This is a genomic window from Halobacillus sp. A1-3 (genome assembly GCF_050971765.1).
GTDB classification, from domain to species: domain Bacteria; phylum Bacillota; class Bacilli; order Bacillales; family Halobacillaceae; genus Halobacillus; species Halobacillus mangrovi_B.
This window is the reverse complement of record NZ_JBPCEO010000001.1, coordinates 178,748-202,544: the sequence shown is the minus strand read 5'-3', so window position 1 is coordinate 202,544 and position 23,797 is coordinate 178,748. Positions and strand designations below refer to the sequence as shown.

General features: G+C 42.8%; 23 protein-coding genes and 2 riboswitches. Of the genes, 21 read left to right on the top strand and 2 right to left on the bottom strand.

Annotation, left to right across the window (positions count from 1 at the left end; translation table 11 throughout):
• Nucleotides 1–37: 37 nt before the first annotated feature.
• The 6 genes from ACRYKC_RS00940 to ACRYKC_RS00915 all read left to right on the top strand — a co-directional run bounded on the left by ACRYKC_RS00940 (nucleotide 38) and on the right by ACRYKC_RS00915 (nucleotide 6,776).
• Nucleotides 38–964: an ArsR/SmtB family transcription factor gene (locus ACRYKC_RS00940; RefSeq protein ID WP_433804773.1), complete on the top strand. Its 927-nt coding sequence runs from the start codon at nucleotides 38–40 to the stop codon at nucleotides 962–964.
• Nucleotides 965–1,169: 205 nt separating this feature from the next.
• Entirely contained in the window at nucleotides 1,170–1,916 is a 747-nt protein-coding gene (locus ACRYKC_RS00935) for a Cof-type HAD-IIB family hydrolase (protein ID WP_433804772.1), read from the top strand.
• A gap of 162 nt (nucleotides 1,917–2,078) precedes the next feature.
• Nucleotides 2,079–3,227: an acyl-CoA dehydrogenase family protein gene (locus ACRYKC_RS00930; protein ID WP_433804771.1), complete on the top strand. Its 1,149-nt coding sequence runs from the start codon at nucleotides 2,079–2,081 to the stop codon at nucleotides 3,225–3,227.
• A 13-nt stretch (nucleotides 3,228–3,240) separates the two neighbouring features.
• Nucleotides 3,241–4,398 carry a thiolase family protein gene (locus ACRYKC_RS00925; protein ID WP_433804770.1) on the top strand — a complete coding sequence of 386 codons (1,158 nt, stop codon included), beginning with the start codon at nucleotides 3,241–3,243 and terminating at the stop codon, nucleotides 4,396–4,398.
• Nucleotides 4,398–5,165 carry a 3-hydroxyacyl-CoA dehydrogenase gene (locus ACRYKC_RS00920; RefSeq protein ID WP_433804769.1) on the top strand — a complete coding sequence of 256 codons (768 nt, stop codon included), beginning with the start codon at nucleotides 4,398–4,400 and terminating at the stop codon, nucleotides 5,163–5,165. Before ACRYKC_RS00925 ends, ACRYKC_RS00920 begins: the two co-directional genes overlap by 1 nt.
• Before the next feature lie 54 nt (nucleotides 5,166–5,219).
• The gene (locus ACRYKC_RS00915; protein ID WP_433804768.1) at nucleotides 5,220–6,776 is read left to right on the top strand and encodes a fatty acid--CoA ligase; all 1,557 of its coding nucleotides are present in this window, start codon (nucleotides 5,220–5,222) and stop codon (nucleotides 6,774–6,776) included.
• 112 nt (nucleotides 6,777–6,888) lie between these two features.
• Here ACRYKC_RS00915 and ACRYKC_RS00910 read toward each other — a convergent pair whose 3' ends face one another.
• Nucleotides 6,889–8,661: a DNA ligase D gene (locus ACRYKC_RS00910; protein WP_433804767.1), complete on the bottom strand. Its 1,773-nt coding sequence runs from the start codon at nucleotides 8,659–8,661 to the stop codon at nucleotides 6,889–6,891.
• Nucleotides 8,662–8,760: 99 nt separating this feature from the next.
• Between ACRYKC_RS00910 and ku the strand changes: the two genes are divergently transcribed.
• From ku to ACRYKC_RS00885, 5 genes are all read left to right on the top strand, one after another.
• Nucleotides 8,761–9,606, top strand: a complete 846-nt coding sequence (gene ku / locus ACRYKC_RS00905) for a non-homologous end joining protein Ku (RefSeq protein WP_433804766.1) — start codon at nucleotides 8,761–8,763, stop codon at nucleotides 9,604–9,606.
• Between the two features lie 102 nt (nucleotides 9,607–9,708).
• Nucleotides 9,709–9,888 (top strand): hypothetical protein, encoded by a 180-nt coding sequence (locus ACRYKC_RS00900; protein ID WP_433804765.1) that lies wholly within the window; start codon nucleotides 9,709–9,711, stop codon nucleotides 9,886–9,888.
• Nucleotides 9,881–10,480, top strand: a complete 600-nt coding sequence (locus ACRYKC_RS00895) for a Fic/DOC family protein (RefSeq protein ID WP_433804764.1) — start codon at nucleotides 9,881–9,883, stop codon at nucleotides 10,478–10,480. Before ACRYKC_RS00900 ends, ACRYKC_RS00895 begins: the two co-directional genes overlap by 8 nt.
• 312 nt (nucleotides 10,481–10,792) lie before the next feature.
• Nucleotides 10,793–11,755 carry a pyridoxal-phosphate dependent enzyme gene (locus tag ACRYKC_RS00890; protein WP_433804763.1) on the top strand — a complete coding sequence of 321 codons (963 nt, stop codon included), beginning with the start codon at nucleotides 10,793–10,795 and terminating at the stop codon, nucleotides 11,753–11,755.
• 13 nt (nucleotides 11,756–11,768) lie between these two features.
• A complete protein-coding gene (locus ACRYKC_RS00885) occupies nucleotides 11,769–13,439 on the top strand; it encodes a PucR family transcriptional regulator (protein WP_433804762.1) in 1,671 nt (556 codons plus the stop codon).
• A 33-nt stretch (nucleotides 13,440–13,472) separates the two neighbouring features.
• On the opposite strand, the gene ACRYKC_RS00880 is transcribed toward ACRYKC_RS00885, so the two are convergent.
• Nucleotides 13,473–14,018, bottom strand: a complete 546-nt coding sequence (locus ACRYKC_RS00880; RefSeq protein WP_433804761.1) for a DUF3221 domain-containing protein — start codon at nucleotides 14,016–14,018, stop codon at nucleotides 13,473–13,475.
• Between the two features lie 100 nt (nucleotides 14,019–14,118).
• Nucleotides 14,119–14,227, top strand: a riboswitch (TPP riboswitch).
• A gap of 87 nt (nucleotides 14,228–14,314) precedes the next feature.
• Here ACRYKC_RS00880 and thiW point away from each other — a divergent pair.
• The 10 genes from thiW to ACRYKC_RS00830 all read left to right on the top strand — a co-directional run bounded on the left by thiW (nucleotide 14,315) and on the right by ACRYKC_RS00830 (nucleotide 23,793).
• Complete coding sequence (thiW, locus tag ACRYKC_RS00875) at nucleotides 14,315–14,803, top strand: energy coupling factor transporter S component ThiW (protein WP_433804760.1); 489 nt, start codon at nucleotides 14,315–14,317, stop codon at nucleotides 14,801–14,803.
• A 5-nt stretch (nucleotides 14,804–14,808) separates the two neighbouring features.
• Nucleotides 14,809–14,911, top strand: a riboswitch (TPP riboswitch).
• Nucleotides 14,912–14,959: 48 nt separating this feature from the next.
• Nucleotides 14,960–15,646: a thiaminase II gene (tenA, locus tag ACRYKC_RS00870; RefSeq protein WP_433804759.1), complete on the top strand. Its 687-nt coding sequence runs from the start codon at nucleotides 14,960–14,962 to the stop codon at nucleotides 15,644–15,646.
• Entirely contained in the window at nucleotides 15,643–16,449 is an 807-nt protein-coding gene (gene thiD, locus ACRYKC_RS00865) for a bifunctional hydroxymethylpyrimidine kinase/phosphomethylpyrimidine kinase (RefSeq protein WP_433804758.1), read from the top strand. Before tenA ends, thiD begins: the two co-directional genes overlap by 4 nt.
• The gene (thiM, locus tag ACRYKC_RS00860) at nucleotides 16,446–17,222 is read left to right on the top strand and encodes a hydroxyethylthiazole kinase (RefSeq protein WP_433804757.1); all 777 of its coding nucleotides are present in this window, start codon (nucleotides 16,446–16,448) and stop codon (nucleotides 17,220–17,222) included. The genes thiD and thiM overlap by 4 nt, the downstream gene beginning before the upstream one ends.
• The gene (gene thiE / locus ACRYKC_RS00855; protein WP_433804756.1) at nucleotides 17,219–17,836 is read left to right on the top strand and encodes a thiamine phosphate synthase; all 618 of its coding nucleotides are present in this window, start codon (nucleotides 17,219–17,221) and stop codon (nucleotides 17,834–17,836) included. Before thiM ends, thiE begins: the two co-directional genes overlap by 4 nt.
• Nucleotides 17,837–18,169: 333 nt before the next feature.
• A complete protein-coding gene (locus ACRYKC_RS00850) occupies nucleotides 18,170–19,372 on the top strand; it encodes a M24 family metallopeptidase (protein WP_433804755.1) in 1,203 nt (400 codons plus the stop codon).
• 10 nt (nucleotides 19,373–19,382) lie between these two features.
• Entirely contained in the window at nucleotides 19,383–20,357 is a 975-nt protein-coding gene (locus ACRYKC_RS00845; RefSeq protein WP_433804754.1) for a cyclodeaminase, read from the top strand.
• The gene (locus ACRYKC_RS00840; protein ID WP_433804753.1) at nucleotides 20,344–21,537 is read left to right on the top strand and encodes a cystathionine gamma-synthase family protein; all 1,194 of its coding nucleotides are present in this window, start codon (nucleotides 20,344–20,346) and stop codon (nucleotides 21,535–21,537) included. Before ACRYKC_RS00845 ends, ACRYKC_RS00840 begins: the two co-directional genes overlap by 14 nt.
• 13 nt (nucleotides 21,538–21,550) lie before the next feature.
• Complete coding sequence (locus ACRYKC_RS00835) at nucleotides 21,551–22,744, top strand: M20 metallopeptidase family protein (protein ID WP_433804752.1); 1,194 nt, start codon at nucleotides 21,551–21,553, stop codon at nucleotides 22,742–22,744.
• Nucleotides 22,741–23,793: a homoserine dehydrogenase gene (locus tag ACRYKC_RS00830; RefSeq protein ID WP_433804751.1), complete on the top strand. Its 1,053-nt coding sequence runs from the start codon at nucleotides 22,741–22,743 to the stop codon at nucleotides 23,791–23,793. Before ACRYKC_RS00835 ends, ACRYKC_RS00830 begins: the two co-directional genes overlap by 4 nt.
• Nucleotides 23,794–23,797 lie beyond the last annotated feature (4 nt).

Below are 23,797 nucleotides of genomic sequence, written 5' to 3'. Positions count from 1 at the left end.
TAAATATAGATTATGCAGATTCCCAGGTGGTGTCAGAGTGAAAAATTTACAATTATCATTTGATAACATGCTCTCGATTAGCAAGGCGTTAGCGAATCAGACGCGTATTGAAATGCTAAAGATTCTTAGTGAAAAACCCCATAATGTAAACGAACTGAAAGATAAATTAGGCCTCCCTTTTTCTACGACGGCTTCACACGTCAATAAATTGGAGGAGGTAGGTTTGATTGTAACGGAACTTGTTCCGGGGAGAGGTACACAAAAGGTGAGTGCGATTAATTACGATCGAATCATCATGGATTTATTCTCAGATGATCCTGAAGTGAATGGCCACGAAATAAGATTTGAGATGCCTATTGGCGATTACTTAGACTGCCATGTTGTGCCTAACTGTGGATTAGTGAGTGAAGAAGGGTACATAGGTATGCAGGACGACCCCAGATCTTTTTACGAGCCTGAACGAAAAAAAGCTCAGCTATTGTTCTTTAGAGATGGTTATGTAGAGTATCGTTTTCCAAATCGAATTCCTTACGGATATCAGGCAAAAGAAATTGAGTTCTCTGCAGAAATTTGTTCAGAAGCCCCTAATTATAAAATGGACTGGCCTTCAGACATCACTGCATGGGTGAACGGGCAAGAAGTTGGAACGTGGACGTCTCCGAGTGATTTTGGTGGAGAGAGAGGGGTTCTCACTCCTGATTGGTGGAGAACAAACTACACCCAATATGGTCTGTTAAAACAATGGAAAATTACGAATGAAGGTTGTTTTATTGATGGGTCCAAAGTGAATAACAGTCTCACATTAAGAGATTTTATGGCAGGGAACCAACCTTACATCTCTTTTAAGCTCGGGAATAAAGAAGAAGCCGTAAACAAAGGCGGGATGAACTTATTTGGTCCGAAGTTTGGAAACTACGAACAAGGCATCGTCATGCATTTAAAGTACGAAAAACGAAATGAATAACTCTAAAGAAAAAAGGCATATTTAGAAGACAAAGCTTTAATCGAGTGTTTGTTAGGCCTAAAGCAAACTGAGTGGGAATTGACCTGCAGTTTATAGAAAATTTATATGTGAAATACATTCAGTCATCATTCTTCTTGGTGTTTGATTGTATGATTCTCTCTTATTGTATTAGAATAGAGAGAGCAAAAGAGAGGGCGTGAAGACAATGGAAAAAAACATCAAGCTAATTGCTTTGGATTTAGATGGAACACTCGTTAATTCAAAAGAAACGGTGTCAGAAAGAAACATTGACGCTATATTGAGAGCAAAAGAACAGGGTCTTCAAGTAGTGTTAAGTACAGGACGGTCTCTATCGCGTTGCAGGCATATAGCGGATGCGCTAGGAGAATCCTCTTATATTGTCACGATTAACGGGGGAGAAATTTATAACGGTCGATTTGAATTAGTAGAACAGAATAAATTGAAAAAAGAGCATGTACGACGTTTATGGGAGTTGAAAGAAGAGCATGGGCTGTACTTCTGGTCTTCCACTGTCCAAGGCCTTTACAATACTCAGAATCCATTTGAAGGAGAAGTGGAAGGATATGACTGGCTGAAATTCGGTTACGATATTGAGGACAATCATGTCCGCCAAATCATCTTAGACGAGCTGAACAGATTCGATTCCTTTGAAATCACTAACTCCAGCCCTACCAACATTGAAATTAACCCAGCGGGAGTCAATAAAGCTGCTGCTCTAGAAAAAGTTTGTGAGTGGCTAGAGCTGAAGATGGATGAGGTTATGGCTGTAGGTGACAGCATGAATGATATCGCAATGATCCATGAAGCTGGGTTTGGAGTGGCGATGGGTAACGCACAGGAAAAAGTGAAAGAAGAAGCGGATTGGGTTACGCTGACCAATGATGAAGACGGGGTCGCTCACGCAATTGAAAAAGTACTGAAAAACTTATAAGTGATAAAGATAACGTAGAAACCTGAGGTTTGCAAAAGCAGCCGCCGGTTTCTTTTTTAATTTATTGAAAGCGTTTACTTAATATCTGAAGGGAATGTAAGAAAAAGGTAGAATACATACACTGAGTGGTTAAATTCGAAAATTCCGGCATAGGAGGAGCTTATGAAAGCACCGTACATAAAAGAAGAGCATGAAATATTACGCAGGTCGTTAAGGAAGTTCCTTGATAAAGAAGCTTATCCCTATTTTGATGAATGGGAGAAGCAAGGGGGAATTCCGCGAACCTTTTGGCAGAAGCTTGGAAAAAACGGATATTTATGTCCTTGGTTAGATGAAGAGTACGGGGGATTTGAAGCCGATTTTGGCTATTCGGTTGTGATTAATGAAGAGCTTGAAAAAGTAGGAACAGGTCTTATTGGGATAGGATTGCACAATGATATCGTTGTTCCATATCTACATGCTTACGGAACGAAGGATCAAAAAAAGAAATGGCTTCCTAAATGCACGACAGGAGAACTGATTACGGCAATTGCCATGACTGAACCAGGGGCCGGATCCGATCTCGCGTCTATTCGGACAACGGCGGTGAATTCTGATGGGCACTACATTCTAAATGGTGAAAAAACATTTATTACAAACGGTGTTCACGCAGATCTTATAGTCGTAGTATGCAAAACGGATCCTAAAGCATCTCCCGTCCATAAGGGAATCAGTCTTATGATTGTAGAAAAAGATACTCCTGGTTTTAAGAGAGGGAAGAAGCTGGACAAAATCGGCCTGCACAGTCAGGACACCTCTGAACTGATCTTTGAAGATGCGAAGGTACCTGTTGAAAACCTTCTTGGACAAGAGGGTCAAGGGTTTTACTACTTAATGAACCAGCTGCAGCAGGAGAGGCTGATTGTAGGGATCGGAGCCATTGCTGCCTGCGAGCGTATGCTTGACTTGACGGTCGAATACGTAAAAGAGAGGCAAGCCTTTGGGAAGACCATTGCATCTTTTCAAAATACGCAGTTTACATTGGCGGAACTTCAGACGGAAGTTGAAATCGGGCGTACCTTCCTGGACAGGACGATCGAGGCCCATATGAATGGGGAGGATGTCGTAAAGGAAGTGTCCATGGCCAAGTGGTGGACAACGGATTTAGTCAAGAAGGTAGCTATGAGCTGTATGCATTTGCACGGTGGCTATGGCTATATGGAAGAATATGAAATCGCAAGACGCTTCCGGGACGCACCTGTGACTGCCATCTATGCGGGATCTAATGAGATTATGAAATCAATAATAGCTAAAAAAATGGGATTGTTATAGGAGGAAATTCATCATGAATGAAGTGGTTATTGTAGAAGCAGTTAGAACACCGGTGGGAAGAAGAAATGGACTCCTCAGCAGCATGAGACCAGATGAAATGCTAAGTCTCGTGCTCAAAGAATTAGTTTCAAGGGCCGATATAGATGCAAAAGAAGTAGAAGATGTCATCGCCGGATGCGTCACCCAGGTAGGTGAACAAGCCAGTGATGTGGCACGCATGGCTGCTCTTATAGCAGGATATCCGATGGAGGTACCAGGAGTAACGATCGATCGTCAATGTGGATCCAGCCAGCAAGCGGTCCATTTTGCTTCACAGGCTATTGCAAGTGGGGATATGGATGTAGTCATTGCAGGTGGAGTCGAAAGCATGTCTAGAGTACCAATGTTTTCTAATATGAAAGGAACCTCTTATAGCGAGCGATTGAGTGAACGGTATGAAATGATCAATCAAGGACTATCTGCTGAGCGTATTGCTGAGAAATGGGGATTATCAAAACAAGAGCTTGATGATTACGCTGTGAAGAGCCATGAACGTGCTTTGAATGCCATAAAAGAAGGAAGATTTAAAAAAGAAACAATGACAATTGAAGTGGTAGATGAAAGTGGAGAAAAGGTGACAATGAGGCTGGATGAAGGACCGCGCCCTGGAACCAGCTTGGAAGTGCTTGCGGAGTTAAAGCCTGCATTTCAAGAAGGTGGAAAAATCACGGCTGGAAACGCCAGTCAGATGAGTGATGGAGCTTCGGGAGTTTTATTAATGTCACGTAAAAAAGCAGAAGCACTCGGCTTACGACCGAGATTCCGTGTTATAGCACGATCTGTCGTAGGCTCTGATCCTACCTTGATGCTTACTGGACCTGTCCCGGCTACTTATAAAGTTCTTCAAAAAGCCGGACTGACCATTGATGATATTGATCTGTTTGAGGTGAATGAAGCATTTGCCCCCGTCCCTTTGTTCTGGATGAAAGAGACCGGGGTCGATCATTCCAAATTGAACGTCAATGGAGGGGCAATCGCCTTAGGCCATCCTTTAGGAGCGACAGGAACAAAATTGATGACAACCTTGATGTACGAATTAGAAAGAACCGGAAAGCGATATGGGCTGCAGGCAGTTTGTGAAGGATTAGGAATGGCCAATGCCACTATTATTGAACGATTGGAGATGGAATAATGATTGTCAATGAAATCATTGCTGTTGTCACAGGAGGAGCATCCGGGCTAGGGGAGGCAACTGTTCGTAAGTTGGTTCGTAACGGGGGAAAAGTAGTTATAGCGGACCGCGATACGGAAAAAGGGGAGAAGCTTGCCAAAGAGCTTGGTTCACAAACGCTATTTGCAGAGGTGGATGTCACATCTGAGGAAGATATCACCGCAATGCTGGATAAAGCTATTGATCATTTTGGAAAAGTGAATGCAGTTGTTAACTGTGCAGGTATAGTAGTAGGAGAAAAGATCGTAGGACGTGAAGGCCCGCACCGATTGAGCTCTTTTTCTAAAGTTGTTGAAGTAAATCTGATCGGGACATTTAATATGATCAGGCTCGGTGCTGAACGAATGCAGCACAACGAGCCGAATGAAGAAGGAGAGCGCGGAGTTTTCGTGAATACAGCATCTGTTGCAGCATTTGAAGGTCAAATCGGTCAAGCAGCTTATAGCGCTTCAAAAAGCGGGGTTGTCGGTATGACGCTACCGATATCACGAGAGCTTGCCCGATATGGATTACGGGTGATGACGGTAGCCCCAGGGCTTTTTGAAACACCAATGTTCAGCCAGCTTCCAGAAGATGCGAGAGAAGCTTTAGGGGAGAGGACTCCATTTCCTAAACGTCTTGGTAAACCATATGAATTTGCAAAGCTTGTGCTGAGTATCCTTGAAAATCCTATGCTAAATGGGGAGGTGATCCGTTTAGACGGAGCGATTCGAATGCAGCCAAAATAAGGAGACAAGGTTCTTTTACTATGGGACTAAAACATATGGAGGAGTCGATGATACATGGGACCAACATTAAAAAGTATGTTTGAGCAGACTGTGGTGAAGTATGCAAATAAAGAAGCGTTAGTGGATACGCGATTAGGTACCCGTTGGACATACAGACAGTGGGATGAAGAAGTAAACAGGACAGCGAATGCTCTAATGGCGTCAGGTGTTGAAAAAGGAGATCGTGTTTCAACTGTTCTCTTTAATACAGCTGAATTTGCCACCACACTGTTCGCTTGTATGAAAATTGGGGCTGTTTTTAATCCAATCAACTTTAGGCTGATGGCTAATGAGCTTGAATTCATCTTGCAAGATGCAGATCCGAAAGTAGTTTTATTCGAAAAAGCAACAGCTTCTCAAGTAGAACTCATTGTGAATAAGCTACCGAACATAGAATTTTGGTCCATCGACGAAGAAAACCTCTCTTATGCTTTCCATTACTATGACAAAGTGAGCAGACAAGATACGAAAAGACCTGAATGTGAGCTGGAGGAAAACGATCCTTATGCGATTATGTACACCTCTGGGACTACTGGACTTCCAAAAGGGGTTGTCCATTCCCATCGCAATATGGTCGATCAGGCTTTACTAATGACCGCATGTTTACGCTTGACCGATAAGGATCGTGGCCTGACTGTAGCACCTATTTTCCACTGTGCCGAGCTGCATTGTGCGTTTTTCCCTCGAGTGATGACAGGGGCATCAAACGTCATTATGCACCACTTTGATGCCCCAGCAGTTATTGAAACAGTTAAACAAGAACAAATCACTTCCTTCTTTGCTGCTCCAACAATGTGGAATATGATGATCCAGGAGGAATTCAGTAAAGAAGATTTTGAATCTCTTCAGAGAGGATTATATGGAGGAGCACCAATGGCACCTGCACTAACAACAAGACTGCATGAGGTGCTCGGAGTACAGCTTATCCAAGCCTATGGAATGACAGAGATGGGACCAGCAATTACGGGGTTAATGGAAGATGAGCAAATTTCGAAAGCTGGTTCTGCAGGGAGACCGCTTCTGAACCATGAGGTGAGGGTTGTTCAGACGAATGAACACGGTCCAGCGGAGCCTGAAGCGATATGTAAACCAGGAGAACTTGGGGAGATTATCGTCAGGGGGCCGAGCATGATGCTGGGCTACTATAACCGACCCGAAGCAACGGAAGAAGCTCTTTATAAAGGCTGGTATCATAGTGGAGATATTGGTTCGTATGACGAAGATGGGTATTTATGGGTGAGTGATCGGGTGAAGGATATGATTATTTCCGGAGGAGAGAACATCTATTCAAGGGAAGTAGAAGACGTTCTTTTCGATCACCCTGGAGTACTTGATGCAGCAGTCATAGGAGAACCAGATGAAATGTGGGGAGAGCGGGTGGTCGCCTTCATTGTTAAAAAAGACACTGACTTGAATGATAAAGCCCTCGACGAATTCTGCACAACGGGAAGCAGACTTGCCCGTTACAAACGGCCGAGGAGATACGAATTTGTAGACGAGCTGCCGCGTAATGCGAGTGGAAAGCTTCAAAAATTCAAGCTCAGAGAAGGGACGAAGGCTCTTTCTGAATAAAATAACTTAAAAACCTACAGCTCCTGACATGAGCTGTAGGTTTTTTATTAAGAGGGTCAAAAACTGATCTATTTCCCGGGTAATATTCGACATATTTTCACTGTAAATTCAATTAGGTTCTTTGGAACATTGCCTTCATCTGCTTGATGGGCTGTCGTTGGCGGGCATTATCGTAATCTTGAAATGGGCAGCCGAAGTCTTGAACTCGTTTTAATGTAGTTTCGATTGTAAACTGTTCAGGAGTTAAGCCTTCTTGTACTTCGCTCCAAAATAAGGGGGCAGCTACCGTTGCTTTTTCTGTCGCCCTTGCAGAATAGGGTGCAACGATCGTTTTACCTTCTGCATATTGAACGTAATCTAAATATAAGCGGTTGCCTCTATTTTTCTTTAATCGTTCAACTGTAAAGAGATCCGGTTTTTCATTAATAAGTAATTTGACCAATGAATGGGTGAAGTGACGAGTTTCCTCATAATTCATGCTTCCTTCTTCGATAGGAATATGAATTTGCATTCCTTTATTGCCGGACGTCTTAACAAAGCTCTCGACTTCTAACTCATCCAAAAGGTGCTTTAGCAACTGAGCAGCAAGGATTGCAAGGGGAAATTGTTCTCTCCCAGGGGGGTCCAGATCAAAAACGATTTCATCGGGGTCTTTACCGCCAGCTTTTTGAAAAGGAATATGAAATTCAAGTGCCCCTTGATTTCCAAGCCAGAGAAACGAAGGCAGGTTTGAACATGTGATAAAAGCTTCCCCCGCTTCAACCCATTCCCCTACAAAATCAGGAGCATAATCAGGCAAATGCTTTTGAAAGAAAGATTCTTTATATATCCCATCGGGGTACCGAATAAGCGTAACCTTCTTCTCTTTTATGAATGGAAGGAGGTAAGGAGCGATATTACGTAAATAGATCAAATAGTCTTCTTTTGTTTTCCCTGGCCACAGCTCTTTATCTGTATGAGTAAAATCGACTTCATCAGGAATAAGGGACAGATCCCAACGTAATTTTTCCTTTGTACACTCTTCGGGAGAAAGATCAAAGCGGAAGCTTGAAAACATCGGTTCTCTCAACTCCCCTTGGTTAGCATCGAGACAATGAACATCCACACAGACACTTGGTTCAAGAAACCAGGACTTGCCTTTTTTTATGCCTTCTTGTTTGAAAAAGGTGCGTAACGTATTCTCCTCTTCTTCATCAAACCCATGTTTAAAGGTGCCAATAGGGAAATGCTCGTCTTCATCAGTACCTTCGATTAGATAGTACCCATTTTGAGGGTTGAAGGAAGTAAGAAAGCCAGAAACCGATCTCCAATTTTTATATTTAATCCAATTTCTCACTCGTTTTCCTGGAGTGTAGATGCTATTGGTTGTTTTAGCAATTATCCCTTCCCCGAGGTGGGTATGAACGATGGATTTGATTTCACTACTATCCGTATATTCTTGTACATACTGAATCCTTGGACTGTTTAGGCGATGGATGATTTCCTTCAATTGTTTTTTTCGCTTCTTATAAGCTGCGCTAGTCTCGTTAAGGAAGTCGAAAGCCATGAATGTTGCGGGGCGCTGGCTGGCAAAATCATGGATCTTATCTATACTTCTAAGTCGGCCTCTTTGCTGTAGAAGAGGAAAATTGGCTTGATAAGGCGTATTAAGGATAACCAACTCTCCATCCAATGTAATAGGCAGGGATGGCGGGGAGAGTTGTTCAGAAAGAGTTGTAATTTCTGGGAAACGTTCGGTTAAATCTTTTCCATTGCGGCTCGACAAAGTTATTCCTTTTTTTGTCCAAGTTAAGATTACCCGAAAACCATCATATTTGACTTCATATACCCATTTTTCTCCTGTTGGAAGTTCCTCAGCCATCGTCAGAAGCATTGGTTCTATCATTATTCACCACCTACCTTTTTCTTTAGTTTGAGGCAGTGGGTTTCTTTTAAACATAAATTTCTTTCAAACGTTCATGCTAAAGAAAAAGGAGTGGATGCCATGCATACGATGTGGAAAGGATCCATAAGTTTCGGCCTTGTTAACATACCCATAAAGCTCCACGCAGCAACAGAAAATAAAGACATCAAACTTCGACAGCTGCATGAAGAATGTAAATCTCCCATCCAATATAAAAAACGCTGTCCGGTCTGCGATCGGGAAGTAGAGAAAGAGGAAATCGTCAAAGCTTACGAATACGCGAAAAACAAGTTCGTCGTCTTAGATGAAGAGGATCTCGAGACATTAAAGAAAGAACAAGAAGACAAAGCAGTCGAAATCCTTGATTTCGTACAGCTCGAGGAAATTGACCCGATCTATTTTGAACGAAGCTATTACATGTCTCCCACAGAAGGTGGTTCGAAAGCCTATGGCCTTTTAAGACAGGCCCTGAAAGATACGAATAAAATTGGTGTTGCGAAAATTATCATTCGCTCTAAAGAACAGCTGGCAATCATTCGAGTTTACGAAAATACGCTGCTGATGGAAACCATCCATTTCCCTGATGAAGTCCGTCAAGTACAGAATGTACCTAACGTTCCTGAAGAAACAGAACTAAGTAAAAAAGAGTTGAGTACGGCTGTGACGCTGATTGATCAGCTTACCGAGAAATTCGACCCTGAAAAATATAAGGACGACTACCGTACAGCGCTTTTGGATCTTATCGAAGCGAAGAAGAACAACGAGGAAATTACGACAGCAAAAGAGAAGCCAAAGCCGGATAATGTTACGGACCTTATGGAAGCTCTAGAGAAATCGCTTGAAAAAACAAAAGGAACGAAGAAAAAGACGACCAAACCGAAAACCCCTTCTAAGAGTAAAACTAAAACAAAGAAGAAAACCTCGTAAAAAAGGCTATATAACAGGCTTTTGTCGAAGTTTACTCCTGTATTTTTCCTTAGAAATGTAGTATAATATATTATAGAAAGACTACGTTCGGAGGGTATATGGATGGGTGTACGTACAGAAGAACAAGCGGAGCACTTGATGCGGTCCGCTAAAGCTTCGATCGCAGTTGAGGGGCTTCGTCTCAATCAAAAACAAGAGCTGTTAGTGAAAAAGTGCTTAACAGGGGCCATTACACATAAAGAATTTATCAAGCGGGCTTTGGAATTGTCTCGTCATGCCTAACTCAAGGTATGGGAGCGGTTCCTCCCGCTATTGTTATGTAGGCACAGATGTATTTATTAATCATTACGATATCAAAAACGATAAGCAATTACAGGCGATGGAGACTATTCTATCCACACAGCGCTTATCAGAACTTCAGGAGAAACCAATTACTGGGGATCTTGACTTAAGGCATCTTCAAAAGATTCATGCTTATCTGTTTGGGGACTTATATCCTTTTGCGGGTGAGATCCGAACCGAAAACATTACGAAAGACGGTTTTTCGTTTGCACAGGCAAGATTCATTAAGGAAGCTTCTGTTTCTCTATTTGAGCAATTAATGAAAGAGGACTGGGAGCATATGGATCGAGCCGTTATTCCTATGAAATTAGCTTATTATATGTCTGAACTCAATGTGTTGCACCCATTCAGAGAAGGAAATGGGCGCAGTCTTCGTGAATTTATTCGCTGTGTCAGTCTTGAAGCCGGCTATGATTTAGATTGGTCTGCCGTTACTCACGAAAAAGTACTTCAAGCGAGCATCGAGTCTGTCCACGACGTTCGAAAACTAGAAGAAGTGATTAATGCTTCATTAAAACCCTTATCATCGTAACCTCTGGCTTTTTTAGCTAGAGGTTTTATTTTGCTTATAAGAATCAACATTAGGGCTGTAGTGAACCTTCGTTCTAAATAAGAGTTGTTTTACTATAAAATTTCCAAGACCTGTTTTCCGAACGATAGCATGCTTCAGTATGTAGAGAAAGGGGTAACTGCATAAATATTACAAAAAAAGCTGTTGGATGATCATATCCACCGGCTTTTTCTCTTTAAAGAATGGCAGATCATACACTATAATAATAATTAATACTATAAAATATCTGAATTATCTGAACAAATAAGAAAAGGAGGATGCCTTATTCGTGATGTGTCTTTTTCATTTAGAGAGGTGTGGAAGGCTAAGCAGCGGCTGAATTCAGTGGTAGAAGCGACTCCACTCGTTTATTCTGAGTCCCTATCAAAAAGCTTGACTAATGATATCTACTTAAAGCTTGAACATACACATCCTACAGGGTCTTTTAAACTGCGCGGTGCAGCAAACAAGATTCTGTCCTTATCAGACGAAGAAAAAGAAAAGGGAGTAGCAACTTTCTCCACAGGAAACCATGGCATATCTGTTGCCTACGTAGCGAAAAAATTTAATATTCCTTGTATCGTCTGCATATCCAATCGAGTCCCCCTTGAAAAGGTGAATCGTCTAAAGCGGTTGGAGGCCGAAGTCGTCGTTGTCGGTAGCAACCAGGATGATGCTGAGGCTCATTGTTATCAATTAGAAAAGGAAAAAGGCATTAGTGTAGTCAAACCATTTGATGACAGGGAAGTGATTGCAGGCCAGGGTACAATTGGACTTGAAATTATGGAACAGCTTCCAGAAGTTAAAGAGGTAATCATTCCATTGTCGGGTGGAGGGTTGCTCTCTGGCATCGGATATACGCTCAAATCGATTGATCCTTCCATTAGAATTACAGGTGTATCAATGGAGAAATCAGCAGTTATGTACGAAAGCTTAAAGAAAGGAACTCCTGTCGTTTTACCCGAAGAAGATACACTGGCTGATAGTTTACTAGGAGGGTTGGGGCCAGAAAATCAATACACATTTTCGATGACTGGCAAGTATATGGATGGGGCAGAACTTGTTTCTGAAAAATCCATTGGGAAAGGCATCCTGCATATGCTTGAATATCATAAGATGGCAATTGAAGGGGCGGCTGCTTCAGGTATTGGACTTCTATTAGAAAAAGGCAGACGAGCCAATAGCCCTGTCGTTCTCATCATCAGTGGCAATAATATAGACCATCAAACAATCGAGGACTTAATGATCAATAAATAGAGAGGTGTAGCAGATGGGAGTGACAGTGGAAGATGTGATGCAGTTGCCTGTCTTTAAGAATGCAAAAGTCCTGACGGAAATCCAAGCAATACCTGTAGAGTGGATCTCTGTTATTGAAACGCCTGTGGAGAATTTTGTGAGGAATCATGAATTTGTCCTTAGTACAGGAATTGGATGTGGAGAAGATATCGCTGCTTTAGAGCAGTATGTACACGATGTGATCCGTTCAGAAGCATCAGCCCTGGCTTTTGCTACGGGCAGACATATTTACAAAGTGCCGGATAGGATTATTCAACTGGCAGAGGATAACAACTTTTCGCTTATAGAAATTCCATGGGAAGTCCGGTTTGGAGACATTCTTCAAGAAGTCTTCCGCTTAATTGCTCGTGAAAAAGAGACAGAGCAGCAACAAGCCGAAGCAGTCAGACAAGAATTGATCAACTGTGTTTTAAATGGAAAAGGGTTGCAAGAAATTACGACGATTCTATTTAATAATACGCGCATTCCAATAGCAATCAGTGATCATAATAAGCAAATTCGAGCTAATCAGCAGTTCGATCGTTACTTTATTGACGTTCTCAATGGGAAAAGAGAAGAGGAGTACCAGCTTGTCACACCTTCTGCCTTCAGTGATCATCCTCTGTCCCACTATATAGAAAAGTACCAGATCAAGGATGAATCATGCTACCAGTTAACGATCCTTTCAAACTATAAAAAACAAGGCTATCTTCTTTTTAAGCCGGTGGAAGATGAGCAGTTGAGCTGGATTGTGCTGACAATCCTGGAGCATGCTTTGACGGCCTGTGCATTATATTTTGTTAAAGAAAATGCAATCGAAATGACAGAAATCAGGCTAAAGGACAATTTCTTGCTTGATCTTGCTAAAACGAACATAGAGATTGATAAATCCCTCTTATCCAAAGCTCAGCTATTAGGGTATGATCTTGATAAATCCTATATATGTCTCGTGGGAGATATTCGTTTTAAGAAAGCAATCGATGATCACATCGCTTCAGACGATCATAGTGTGAAATCTTCTTCTATGCATAGTCGAAATTACTATATTCAAAAGGAGGTCACTCACGCGGGAGATGTATTGAAGCGGGATACGATGACGACTTTTGATGAAGGAGAGGTCATAGTTTATCTTGATGCCGACGCTAGTACGTATTCAAAAACGGCGAATCAATTCCTTGATTTAGTCGAGAGAAGGTTGAATGAATTACTAGCTGGCATTACGATAAGCTGGGGGATTTCTTGCCCGAAAGAAAAAGACTACACTTTCCACCAAAGCTATGAGGAGGCAAAGGCTGCATTAAAAATCGGCCGCCAGCAGCACGAGGATGGTGACAGGACTTTTTTTAGTGATACGAGAATGAACCGACTACTTATGGCCTTGTCCCACGAAAGAGAGATAGAAAATATTGTAGAAGAGACGCTGGAGAAATTGATTCAATACGATGAGAAAAGACAGACCGATTTGATTCATACCTTCATTGTCTACAACAAATACAACAGCAACGTCAGCCAAACAGCTCGGGCCTTAAATTTACATCGTCAATCGTTGTTACATCGACTCCGAAATATTGAACAATTGACTGGCCTTTCCTTATTAGATGCTGATGATCTATTCCTTTTAGAGTTGAGCGTGCGATTATGGATGTTGAAAAAAGTAGAAGAATGAGCGTTTCAGTAAGCTGAAACGCTCTTAAAGGTTTTATTTTGAGTCAGGGATAAACTTTTCTACTTCTCCATTGCCTGTGCCAACTTTAGACAATTGAACAAGCCATTCGTCTGAATCGATATCAAAAGACAGCATTTTTACAGATAAAATATCCTGGGTAGACAGGTCCTTCAGGGCATTGGACAGGGCCTCGTAGGCTTCCAGGTCTGCCCCTTCCACTGCACTCATTTCCAAAACAGAGACGTGATCCGCAGCTGCCTGTTCAGGATAAGATTCCTGTATATCACCTTGGGTCCAAACCTCCACTTGCTTACCAATAAAGGAATCACCTGAAATTCCTGAAACCCACATGGCTCTAGGATTCCCTTCAGAGTCAGGATCCACCGAGTCAACGACAAGAATTCGGTCGTCTTCCTGTTCCATTACATAGCCAGTGATGTCGGGAGGAAGATTTTCATCGGAATCGCTCGTACTGGATGATTTCGAATCTTCCCCGCCATTAGTGGAGCTCGTTGTATCTGTTGAGCAGCCTATCAAAGTGAGTAGACATACCATGCTAATGATCCACCATGCTTTCAAAATGATCGCTCCTTTTCAAAAAAGCTTATCGGTTTTTGTTTACGGGTGACAAAAAATAACAACTCTGTTATGCTGAAATCATCCAAGCGAATACCAATTCATTTACTACTAGGGGAGCCTGAATGGGCTGAGAAGAAAGCATGATGCTTTCTGACTCTTATGGACCTGATCTGGTTAATACCAGCGGAGGGAAGTAGTTGGACGATACGTCTATTTACTATATACCCATTCAAAGTCAGGTCCTCACCAGGATCTGACTTTTTTTATAGCTTCCCTTTAAGAAGGGAGGTATAACGATGAACAGTACAAGGTTGCTTACAACGATGGCCGTTTTTGTAGCTATTGGTACGCTTGGTTCGCAATTGTTGTGGTTTCCAGCTGGGATTGCTAAAGCATATCCCGTCCAGCATGCAGTCAACGTTATGGCTGCGGTCACTCTAGGTCCCATCCCGGCAGTGGTCATTGCCTTTACGATTGGATTATTGCGAGTGCTTCTAGGGTTAGGTACACTGCTCGCTTTTCCTGGGGGAATGATTGGTGCATTTATGGCGGGGTTGTTTTACAAAACCTTTAGGAAAAAAATCTTTGCCGTTGTTGGTGAAGTCATTGGAACAGGTGTAATCGGAGCTCTGTTTGCTGTTCCTTATGCCCAAGTGTTAATGGGGAGTACAGCAGGGGCTTTCGCTTTTCTCCCACCTTTTCTTGTCAGCAGTATAGCAGGTGCGATGCTCGGCTGGGTAGTCGTCTCACGAGTCAATCAGAAACATTTACTTTTACCATCATAATACACGGAATCTACTAGGGGCGCGAGTGTTCGCTGAGAAAAGGTCATCCTTTGTCCCTCAGAACCTGATCTGGTTAGTACCAGCGGAGGGAAGTAGTCAGTATCCACATCTATTTTCCCCTCTAGTGGCTTCCAAATCATTAGGAGGCTTATTTCCATGACATTTACAGAGTTGTTAAGAGAAGAAAATAACGATATTTTTGAAGAGATTTTCACACATCCATTTGTTAAAGGAATCGGAGAAGGTGTTGTTCCACCTGAATCCATAGCCCATTACATCAAAGCGGATTACGAGTACTTGAATGCGTTCATGCACGTCTATGGCATTGCTATGTCCAAGTCTTCGAAGCGTGAAGATATCGAGTTTTTTAACGATCAAGTCAGCTTTGTTCTTCATAGTGAAGTCCATCCGCACCATAATTTCTGTGAACACATTGGAGTGCGCTATGAAGAGCTACAAGGGTATCCACTTCCACCGACTGCGGATCACTATATCAAGCATATGATCTTTCATGCCAATCAAGGCAGTTTAGGAGAGATACTAGCCGCCTTGCTTCCATGTCCGTGGACTTACCTTGAAATTGGACACACACTTATGAAGCAATATCAGCCGACAGAAAATCACCCTTTTCACCCTTGGATCAGCTTCTATGCAAATGGAGAAATCGAAACGCTGACGAACCATTTACGTGCCAGATTAGATTCACTTGCTGCTGAAGCTTCTGAATCTGAACAGCAAAAAATGAAGGAAGCTTTTAGAAAGAGTTGTCAATTGGAATGGTTGTTCTGGGAAATGTCCCTGACCTGTGAAGAGTGGCCGACTGCGGGGGTGACTACAAAATGAATCAAGTCTCTTGTGCGTTAACGATTGCCGGGACAGACCCAAGTGGTGGAGCTGGGGTTCAGGCAGACCTGAAAACCTTCCAAGAGTTAAAAAGCTATGGAATGTCTGTCATCACATCGGTTGTGGCACAGAATACGACAGGGGTGAAGGGAGTTCACCATCTCCCTATAAATATGCTGGATAATCAACTCGAAGCCATTTCTTCGGATATGCCTGTGCACGCAATAAAAACCGGGATGATTGCAACAGAAGAGATGATGGGAGCTGTCGCGGAATGGATAGCGAAAATGAACGTGTCCTATGTAATGGATCCTGTAATGGTTGCTCAAAGTGGTGACCCTTTAATTGAGAAAGAAGCAAGGCTGTATTTGAAAAATCATCTCGTTCCCTTAGCTTCACTCCTTACACCAAACATTCCTGAAACGGAAGATCTGTTAGGAGAGAAAATCGAAACGAAAGAAGACATGAAGCAAGCGGCAGTATCCATTGTAGAGAAACTCGGTTGCGGTGCAGCACTGGTGAAAGGCGGCCATTTCCAAGGAGATGCTGTGGATTATTTATACGACGGAGATTGGATTCACACCTTCCGATCAGAACGTATCGAGACAAAAAATACACATGGTACAGGGTGTACGTATTCTGCCGCGATAACGGCTTATTTAAGCCAGGGTTATCCGATTGTAAGGGCCGTTAAATTAGCAAAGTATTATGTGACGGAAGCGGTCAGACATTCTTTTGATTTAGGTCATGGAAGCGGACCAACCAATCATTTTGCTGTGCGAGCGGAGGTAGTTAACAAATGAATCTAGGAATCATAAATGAAGTGCGAAAAAACCAGCCGTTGATTCACAATATCACCAACGCTGTAGTTATGAATTTTAGCGCTAATGGTTTACTTGCTTTCGGAGGTTCCCCAATCATGGCAAATGCCAAAGAAGATGCAGCTGATGTAGCAAGGCTTTCTCAAGGACTTCTGATTAATATAGGAACACTGACAGAGGAACAGCTGGAGGCAATGATAAGAGCGGGAAAAGCGGCAAATGAAGCGGAAATTCCTGTCGTTCTTGATCCAGTGGGGGTAGTCGCAACGGAATTCAGAACCAGATCCTTTAGATCAATCTTGCAGGAGGTAAGACCTACAGTAATTAAAGGAAATGCTGGTGAGTTAGCTCACTTGATAGGTATTGAAGTAGAAACCAAAGGGGTCGAATCAATCGGCACCGGAAATAATGAAGAAATTGCTCGTAAAGTAGCAGAAAAGTATGCAACAACAGCCATCCTTACAGGGGAGGTTGATGTAATTTCAGATGGATCAGAGATCAAGACAAACCACACCGGTCATCCGCTGCTTGCAAAAGTGACAGGAGCTGGGTGCCTGCTCGGATCGGTTCTAGCTGCATCCTTGACTGGCTCTGGTTCTGTCATGCACAAATCGCTTGCTGCTGTTGAATATTATGGTTTAGCTGCTGAATATGCAGCCTCTCAATCTACAGTAATCGGTCCTGGCACCTTTGTCCCGGCTTTTCTTGATGCTTTAGCTATGGGTGAGAAGGAATGGGAGCAGAGGAATCGATGAATCTTTCTAGCAAACTTCGAAAATATTTAGTGATGGGAAGCCAAAACTGCAAAAGAGATCCTCTCACTATTTTAGAGGAAGCCATTGATGGAGGCATTACAGCCTTTCAATATCGCGAGAAAGGACCAGGGTCACTGAATGGAAAAGAAAAGTTGGACTTGGGCAGGAAACTTCGAGAGATATGTAAAGAGAACGATATCCTGTTTTTCATTAATGACGAACTCGCCCTTGTAGAGCCTCTTGAAGCAGATGGGATTCATATTGGTCAGGAAGATGAAGACGCTGACAAAGTTCGCGCACTCTTTCCTGAAAAAATCATCGGGTTATCCGTTTCGAATACTGAGGAAGTGACGAACAGTTCTATTGATTCTGTTGATTATTTAGGCGCGGGTCCCATATTTTTGACCGATACAAAAAAGGATGCTAAGCCTGTCGTAGGGACAGATTGGATCACAGCTTTACGAAAAGGTTATCCGGATTTACCTATCGTTGGCATAGGAGGAATAACGACTAGCAATGCCAGTGAAGTCATTCGTGCAGGGGCAAACGGTGTAGCCGTAATATCTGACATCACCCATTCAAAAAATATTTCGAAGACCGTAAAGAAACTATAAACGATAAAGGAACCTTCTTAGTAGCGGAAGGTTCCTTTTTTATAATTTCATCTCTTCCCAAACATTCTTTTATTTATTGAGCTTCGCCCCCTTTGTCCACACATTTCCCCACTTATCCAAAGATCTATCCACTATATATAGATATCCACATGTGCATAAGTTTTCTCCACTGAGCACGTCTGCCTGCAGAACCTCTCAGTTTCAATACACAATGTACTAAATGCCAAGCTTAAACTTCATACAATTTTTACATTACATTAAAAAGTAACATTGAATACAATGAAATTAATCGTTGTTTAAATATTCAGATAAAAGAGAGCAGGAGGGGATATAATGGTGCTTCCATTTGATATTCTGGAATATCACCATCGCTTAAAACAAACAAAAGAGCGTATGGCTGATAAAGGTATTGAGGTACTGTTGATTACGGATCCCGCAAATATGAATTATCTTTCAGGTTACGATGCATGGTCCTTTTATGTGCATCAAATGCTTGTCATTATCATCGATGAACCACAGCCTTTATGGATCGGTCGTTACCAAGATGCTAATGGGGCGAGGGCGACCACGTGGATTTATGATGAGAATGTGATCGCATACCCTGACTATTATGTTCATTCAGATACGTATCACCCTATGGATTTTATTGGAGAGATTTTGACTCAGATCGGTCAAGGCAATCGGTCAGTGGGTGTTGAAATGGATCATTATTATTTTACGGGTATGGCTCTAGAACGTTTGAAAAAGGGATTGCCTAATGCAACGTTCAAAGACGCTACTTTGCTCGTCAACTATGTAAGGATTGTGAAGTCTGATCAGGAAATTGAGTATATGCGTCGTGCTGCCCAAATCGCGGACTTAGCCATGACAAAGGGAGTAGAAAGCATTTATCCAGGTGTCAGAGAATGCGATACAGCTGCAGAAATTTATTACCACATGGTTAAAGGAACTCCGGATTACGGTGGTGAATATCCGGCGATCGTCCCTTTACTTCCGACAGGTGACCATACTTCCATCCCTCACTTAACGTGGACGGACCGTCCTTTTGTTGAGGGGAATGCTGTCATTATTGAGCTGGCCGGCTGTTATAAACGGTATCACGTTCCGCTTGCCCGTACCGTTTCTATCGGCCCTGCCAATGACAAACTGAAGCAAGTGGCACCAGTAGTACTTGAAGGAATTCAAAATGTACTCGATACAGCAAAGCCCGGAGTCACATGTGGAGAGCTGGAAGAAGTTTGGCGGAAGAGTATCCTGAAACATGGGTATGAAAAAGAAGCGCGGTTAGGCTATTCTGTTGGCCTTAACTATCCTCCAGATTGGGGCGAACATACTGCTAGTATTCGAAAAGGTGATCGTACCGTATTAGAACCGAATATGACCTTCCACCTCATTCCTGCTCTTTGGTTTGATACGGACGGAATAGAAATCAGTGAAACTTTCCGTGTAACTGAAACGGGAAGTGAACGTTTCACAACGTATCGACAAGACTTGATTGTAAGAGATCATATGGACCTTAGTGGTCAGATTAGTTAGGGAGGTGTCGGTGATTCAACTTTTTCAAAGACAAGAGATAGAACGTGTCATTCGTTTAGATACAGAAGTCGTAAACGTCGTTGAAGACGCTTTTTCTGCACTCATTACTAAAAACGTGCACATGCCTCCGATCATGCGTGTGGATATACCCACAAACAATGGTGAAGTAGATATTAAATCAGCTTATATAGAGGGGGACGATAGCTTCGCTGTGAAGCTATCCTCCGGTTTTTTCAACAATCCACAGAAAGGCTTGCCTAGCGCCAATGGGATGATGATCCTGCTTAGCGCTGAGACAGGGGTCCCGAAAGCTGTACTCGCTGACAATGGTCTGCTAACGGACATAAGGACAGCTGCTGCAGGGGCAGTGGCCGCAAGATATTGCAGTCGTGAAGACAGCCATACAGCCGGAATTATCGGAACTGGGGCTCAAGCCAGATTACAGTTGCAAGCGCTAACATTAGTTCGGCCGATCGAACAGGTGCTTGTGTATGGAAGAAGAACGGAAAGAGCTGAAGAGTTTAAACAGGATATACAAAATGTCCTGGGTCTTAATGTGAGCGTGTGTGAGAGCCCACAAGAGGTTGTGCAAAAGAGTGACATTGTGGTTACTACAACACCATCAAAAGAACCAATTGTGAGAGCTGAATGGCTTCATCCAGGTCTGCATATTACAGCGATGGGCTCTGATGCGGAGCACAAACAAGAACTGGATTGTAAAGTCATTGAACAAGCTGACGTTTTTGTGTGTGATGTAATCGAGCAGTCCAAGAGGCTGGGTGAACTGAGAAACTGTCCATCTTACTCGATTGAAAAAGCTATTGAATTGGGTGAGATTACAAGTGGCAGTCAGCAAGGGCGATTAACAAATGAGCAAGTGACAGTCTGTGATCTATCTGGTACGGGAGTCCAGGATACTGCGATCGCCCGTCATGTATATTCATTACTGGTATCTAAGGAGGAGACGATTCATGAAAGACGCTAAATTCAGTACAAAAACTATTTGGGCCGGAGAGAAAGAACAGTTGGCATTTGGTGCTACACAGGTACCTGTTGTCCACAGTGTTTCCTTTGGCTATGACGATATGGATGAATGGTATGAAGTAGCAGTTGGCAGAAAGCCAGGCCACATTTATGGCCGTAATACGAACCCTACCGTTCAAGCCTTTGAGGAAAAGGTACGAATTCTTGAAGGGGCAGATGCTGCGACAAGCTTTTCAACTGGTATGGCAGCCATCTCGAACACATTAGGAACATTACTATTTCCAGGCGATCGGGTGGTCTCTATCAAAGATACGTACGGGGGGACGAACAAAATCTTTACGGAGTTTCTCCCTAAGCAGCAAGTCGAAGTGGTGCTAACAGAGACCGGTAATCATGAATTATTAGAAGAGGAGATTGCAAAAGGATGTAAGGTTTTATATTTGGAAAGTCCGACAAATCCTACAGTGAAAATTACAGATATTAAAAGAATGGCTGAAGCAGGCAGAGCTGTTGGTGCGATCGTCATTGTTGATAACACGTTTGCGACTCCTGTCAATCAGAACCCTCTGGAATTAGGAGCGGACTTAGTTATTCATAGTGCAACTAAATTCCTTGGCGGTCACGCGGACGCTCTTGGCGGAGTGGTTTGCGGAAATAAAGAATTGGTAGAAGCCATCTATCATTACAGGGAAATCAATGGAGCAACGCTCGATCCTATGGCCGCCTATTTACTGCTGCGTGGAATGAAAACATTGAAGCTGAGAATCGATCAGCAAAATAAAAACGCTCAAGAAATCGCCGAATACCTGAAGACATTTGATTTGGTGGAAGCTGTCTTTTATCCTGGTCTGCCGGAGCACCCGCACCATGATATTGCCAAAACACAAATGAAAGGATATGGCGGGATGCTTAGCTTCGCGGTCAAAGGTGGAGTTGAAACAGTTAGAGATCTTTTACCAAAACTGAAATTTGCAAATCGTGCAGCTAATCTGGGCTCAGTTGAAACAGTTGTCGGACCTTCTAGAACAACGAGCCACGTCGAATGTACGCCAGAAGAGAGAGCTGCAATGGGAATACCTGAAGGATTAATCCGTTATTCAGCAGGGATTGAAGATATCGACGATCTGAAACAGGATTTAGCCCAAGCCTTTCAGACGATTCAAACCTACGCAAAAAGTTGATGGAGGAATCGTTATGGTTACCAAAAACACGGACTTAGCCTATAGATCTAAACAACTGCATGAAAAGTTAATTTATTGGAGAAGAAATTTTCATAAATTCCCCGAGCTCAGTTTTCAAGAAAAGCGAACGAGTGAAGAAATAGAAAAAGCTTTGCGCTTAATAGGTGGATATGAAATTGAGAAAGGAGTGGGTGGCTATGGAATCATTGCCACCCTTCATGCTGGTGATGGTCCAGTGATCGGGCTTCGTGCTGACATGGATGCTTTGCCGATTCAAGAACAATCAGACGTTTCTTACCACTCCAGATGCGATGGGGTTATGCATGCGTGCGGGCATGATGCCCATGTGTCTATTTTGCTTGGAACCGCCCAATTGCTAGCGGAGGATGCGGCACGCGGAGCGTTAAATGGAACGGTTCGATTGATTTTTCAGCCTGCAGAAGAAAATTGTGATGAGAAGGGTGAGACCGGTGCAATCAAAATGATTAACACTGGCAAGCTCAACAATTTGGATGCTGTATTGGCCCTCCATATGTGCCCATGGAGAAAAAGAGGGGAAATTCAAGTTCATGATGGACCGAGTATGGCCAACAATGACGACTTTCATTTAATTATTGAGGGCAAAGGAGGGCATGCTGGTTATCCCCAGCATGTGACTGACCCCTTGTGGATCGCCACTTATCTGTTGCAAGCCCTATATAGTTTGAATGGCAGAAAAATCGATCCTCTTCAGGTAGGAACGCTTAGTGTAGGACAAATCAACGGTGGTGACGCCAATAATGTTATTCCTAATTCTGTTGAGATCAAGGGCACCATGAGGTCTTATACTTCGGAAGTAAGAGAAAAAATGATTGCGGAAATTCATCAGGCAGCCCAGATTGTCACTTCCTTAGGAGGCAACTATAAACTGACGATCCATCGCGGAGAGCCTGCTTTGTATAATAACTCAACCATGAACAAAATTATAAGAAATTCAGCCTCTCCTATGGCAGTATATGATGAGCCGTTCGGCATGGGGAGTGAAGATTTCAGCTATTTCACAGAAAAAATGCCCGGAGCTATGTTTTTCCTAGGCTGCGGTCTAGAAAGAGAGAGAAGTCTGCACCAGTCGGACTTCGACATTGACGAAGAGGCTATGCAAGACGGTGTAAGGATATTGACTCAGTGTGTTTATGAGTGGCAGAGGTTAAAAGGAGGAAGAGGATGACGATTAAACTTGCTTTCATCGGTTTTGGCGGGGTAGGTCAGGCACTGGCAGAAATTATTTTAGAGCGAAAAAGATTGTTGGAAGAAGAGCACGGCTTAAATGTTTCAGTTGTAGCCGTTGCAGATATGATCAAGGGTTCAATTTATAATCCTGAAGGTCTTGATGTATCAAAATTGTTATCTTGTGTAAGAGAGTACGGTTCTGTTGAGAATTATCCTGATGATGCCAAAACGATCAAAGGCTGGACGAATACCGAAACAATCAAAAACTCCAATGCCGATGTCATTGTCGAAGTTACTTTCACGGATGTAAAGACAGGAGAGCCCGCTATTACCCATTGCCGAACAGCATTTGAAAACAGGAAAAGCGTGATCACAACGAACAAAGGTCCGGTTGCTCTGGCATTTGAGGAACTTTCAGAGCTAGCAAGAGAAAATGGCGTGTTTTTCGGCTTTGAAGGAACGGTGATGAGTGGCACACCTGCTTTAAGGATGCCTAAAACAACACTGCTAGGTAATAAGATTAAGGAAATCAAGGGAATCTTAAATGGAACAACAAATTATATGATCACAGAGATGGAAAAAGGGCTTTCTTACAAGGAAGCATTAGAAAAAGCCCAGAAGCTGGGCTACGCTGAAGCTGACCCTACAAGTGATGTAGAGGGCTATGATGCAAGATATAAAACAGCTATCTTATCTAACTATATCATGGGGGTTCCAATTTCCCACACAGATGTAGAGTGTATAGGAATATCCGGTTTAACCGTTGAAGATATCCAGTCCGCTTTGGAAGATGACGAAAAATACCGTCTTCTAGCCAGGATCACAAGTGAGGGTGGAAGTGTGAAAGCTAGTGTGAAACCGGAAAGAATAGCTATTGACGATCCACTAGCTAGTGTGACTGGTGCAACGAACGCCATTGTCTATGAATGCGATCTAGCAGGTCCAATCATGCTTACTGGAGCAGGGGCCGGTCTGAAAGAAACAGGTTTTTCTCTATTAATCGATCTCATTCATTATCATCAGCAGCTTATTTTAGCCAAAATTTAAGGGG

What these genes read in the sequence shown, in the direction of transcription:
- ACRYKC_RS00935 (WP_433804772.1), top strand. Translation starts at nt 1,170, where the DNA reads ATGGAAAAAAACATCAAGCTAATTGCTTTGGATTTAGATGGAACACTC.
- ACRYKC_RS00930 (WP_433804771.1), top strand. Translation starts at nt 2,079, where the DNA reads ATGAAAGCACCGTACATAAAAGAAGAGCATGAAATATTACGCAGGTCG.
- ACRYKC_RS00925 (WP_433804770.1), top strand. Translation starts at nt 3,241, where the DNA reads ATGAATGAAGTGGTTATTGTAGAAGCAGTTAGAACACCGGTGGGAAGA.
- ACRYKC_RS00920 (WP_433804769.1), top strand. Translation starts at nt 4,398, where the DNA reads ATGATTGTCAATGAAATCATTGCTGTTGTCACAGGAGGAGCATCCGGG.
- ACRYKC_RS00915 (WP_433804768.1), top strand. Translation starts at nt 5,220, where the DNA reads ATGGGACCAACATTAAAAAGTATGTTTGAGCAGACTGTGGTGAAGTAT.
- ACRYKC_RS00910 (WP_433804767.1), bottom strand. Translation starts at nt 8,661, where the DNA reads ATGATAGAACCAATGCTTCTGACGATGGCTGAGGAACTTCCAACAGGA.
- ku (WP_433804766.1), top strand. Translation starts at nt 8,761, where the DNA reads ATGCATACGATGTGGAAAGGATCCATAAGTTTCGGCCTTGTTAACATA.
- ACRYKC_RS00900 (WP_433804765.1), top strand. Translation starts at nt 9,709, where the DNA reads ATGGGTGTACGTACAGAAGAACAAGCGGAGCACTTGATGCGGTCCGCT.
- ACRYKC_RS00895 (WP_433804764.1), top strand. Translation starts at nt 9,881, where the DNA reads ATGCCTAACTCAAGGTATGGGAGCGGTTCCTCCCGCTATTGTTATGTA.
- ACRYKC_RS00885 (WP_433804762.1), top strand. Translation starts at nt 11,769, where the DNA reads ATGGGAGTGACAGTGGAAGATGTGATGCAGTTGCCTGTCTTTAAGAAT.
- thiW (WP_433804760.1), top strand. Translation starts at nt 14,315, where the DNA reads ATGAACAGTACAAGGTTGCTTACAACGATGGCCGTTTTTGTAGCTATT.
- tenA (WP_433804759.1), top strand. Translation starts at nt 14,960, where the DNA reads ATGACATTTACAGAGTTGTTAAGAGAAGAAAATAACGATATTTTTGAA.
- thiD (WP_433804758.1), top strand. Translation starts at nt 15,643, where the DNA reads ATGAATCAAGTCTCTTGTGCGTTAACGATTGCCGGGACAGACCCAAGT.
- thiM (WP_433804757.1), top strand. Translation starts at nt 16,446, where the DNA reads ATGAATCTAGGAATCATAAATGAAGTGCGAAAAAACCAGCCGTTGATT.
- thiE (WP_433804756.1), top strand. Translation starts at nt 17,219, where the DNA reads ATGAATCTTTCTAGCAAACTTCGAAAATATTTAGTGATGGGAAGCCAA.
- ACRYKC_RS00850 (WP_433804755.1), top strand. Translation starts at nt 18,170, where the DNA reads ATGGTGCTTCCATTTGATATTCTGGAATATCACCATCGCTTAAAACAA.
- ACRYKC_RS00840 (WP_433804753.1), top strand. Translation starts at nt 20,344, where the DNA reads ATGAAAGACGCTAAATTCAGTACAAAAACTATTTGGGCCGGAGAGAAA.
- ACRYKC_RS00835 (WP_433804752.1), top strand. Translation starts at nt 21,551, where the DNA reads ATGGTTACCAAAAACACGGACTTAGCCTATAGATCTAAACAACTGCAT.
- ACRYKC_RS00830 (WP_433804751.1), top strand. Translation starts at nt 22,741, where the DNA reads ATGACGATTAAACTTGCTTTCATCGGTTTTGGCGGGGTAGGTCAGGCA.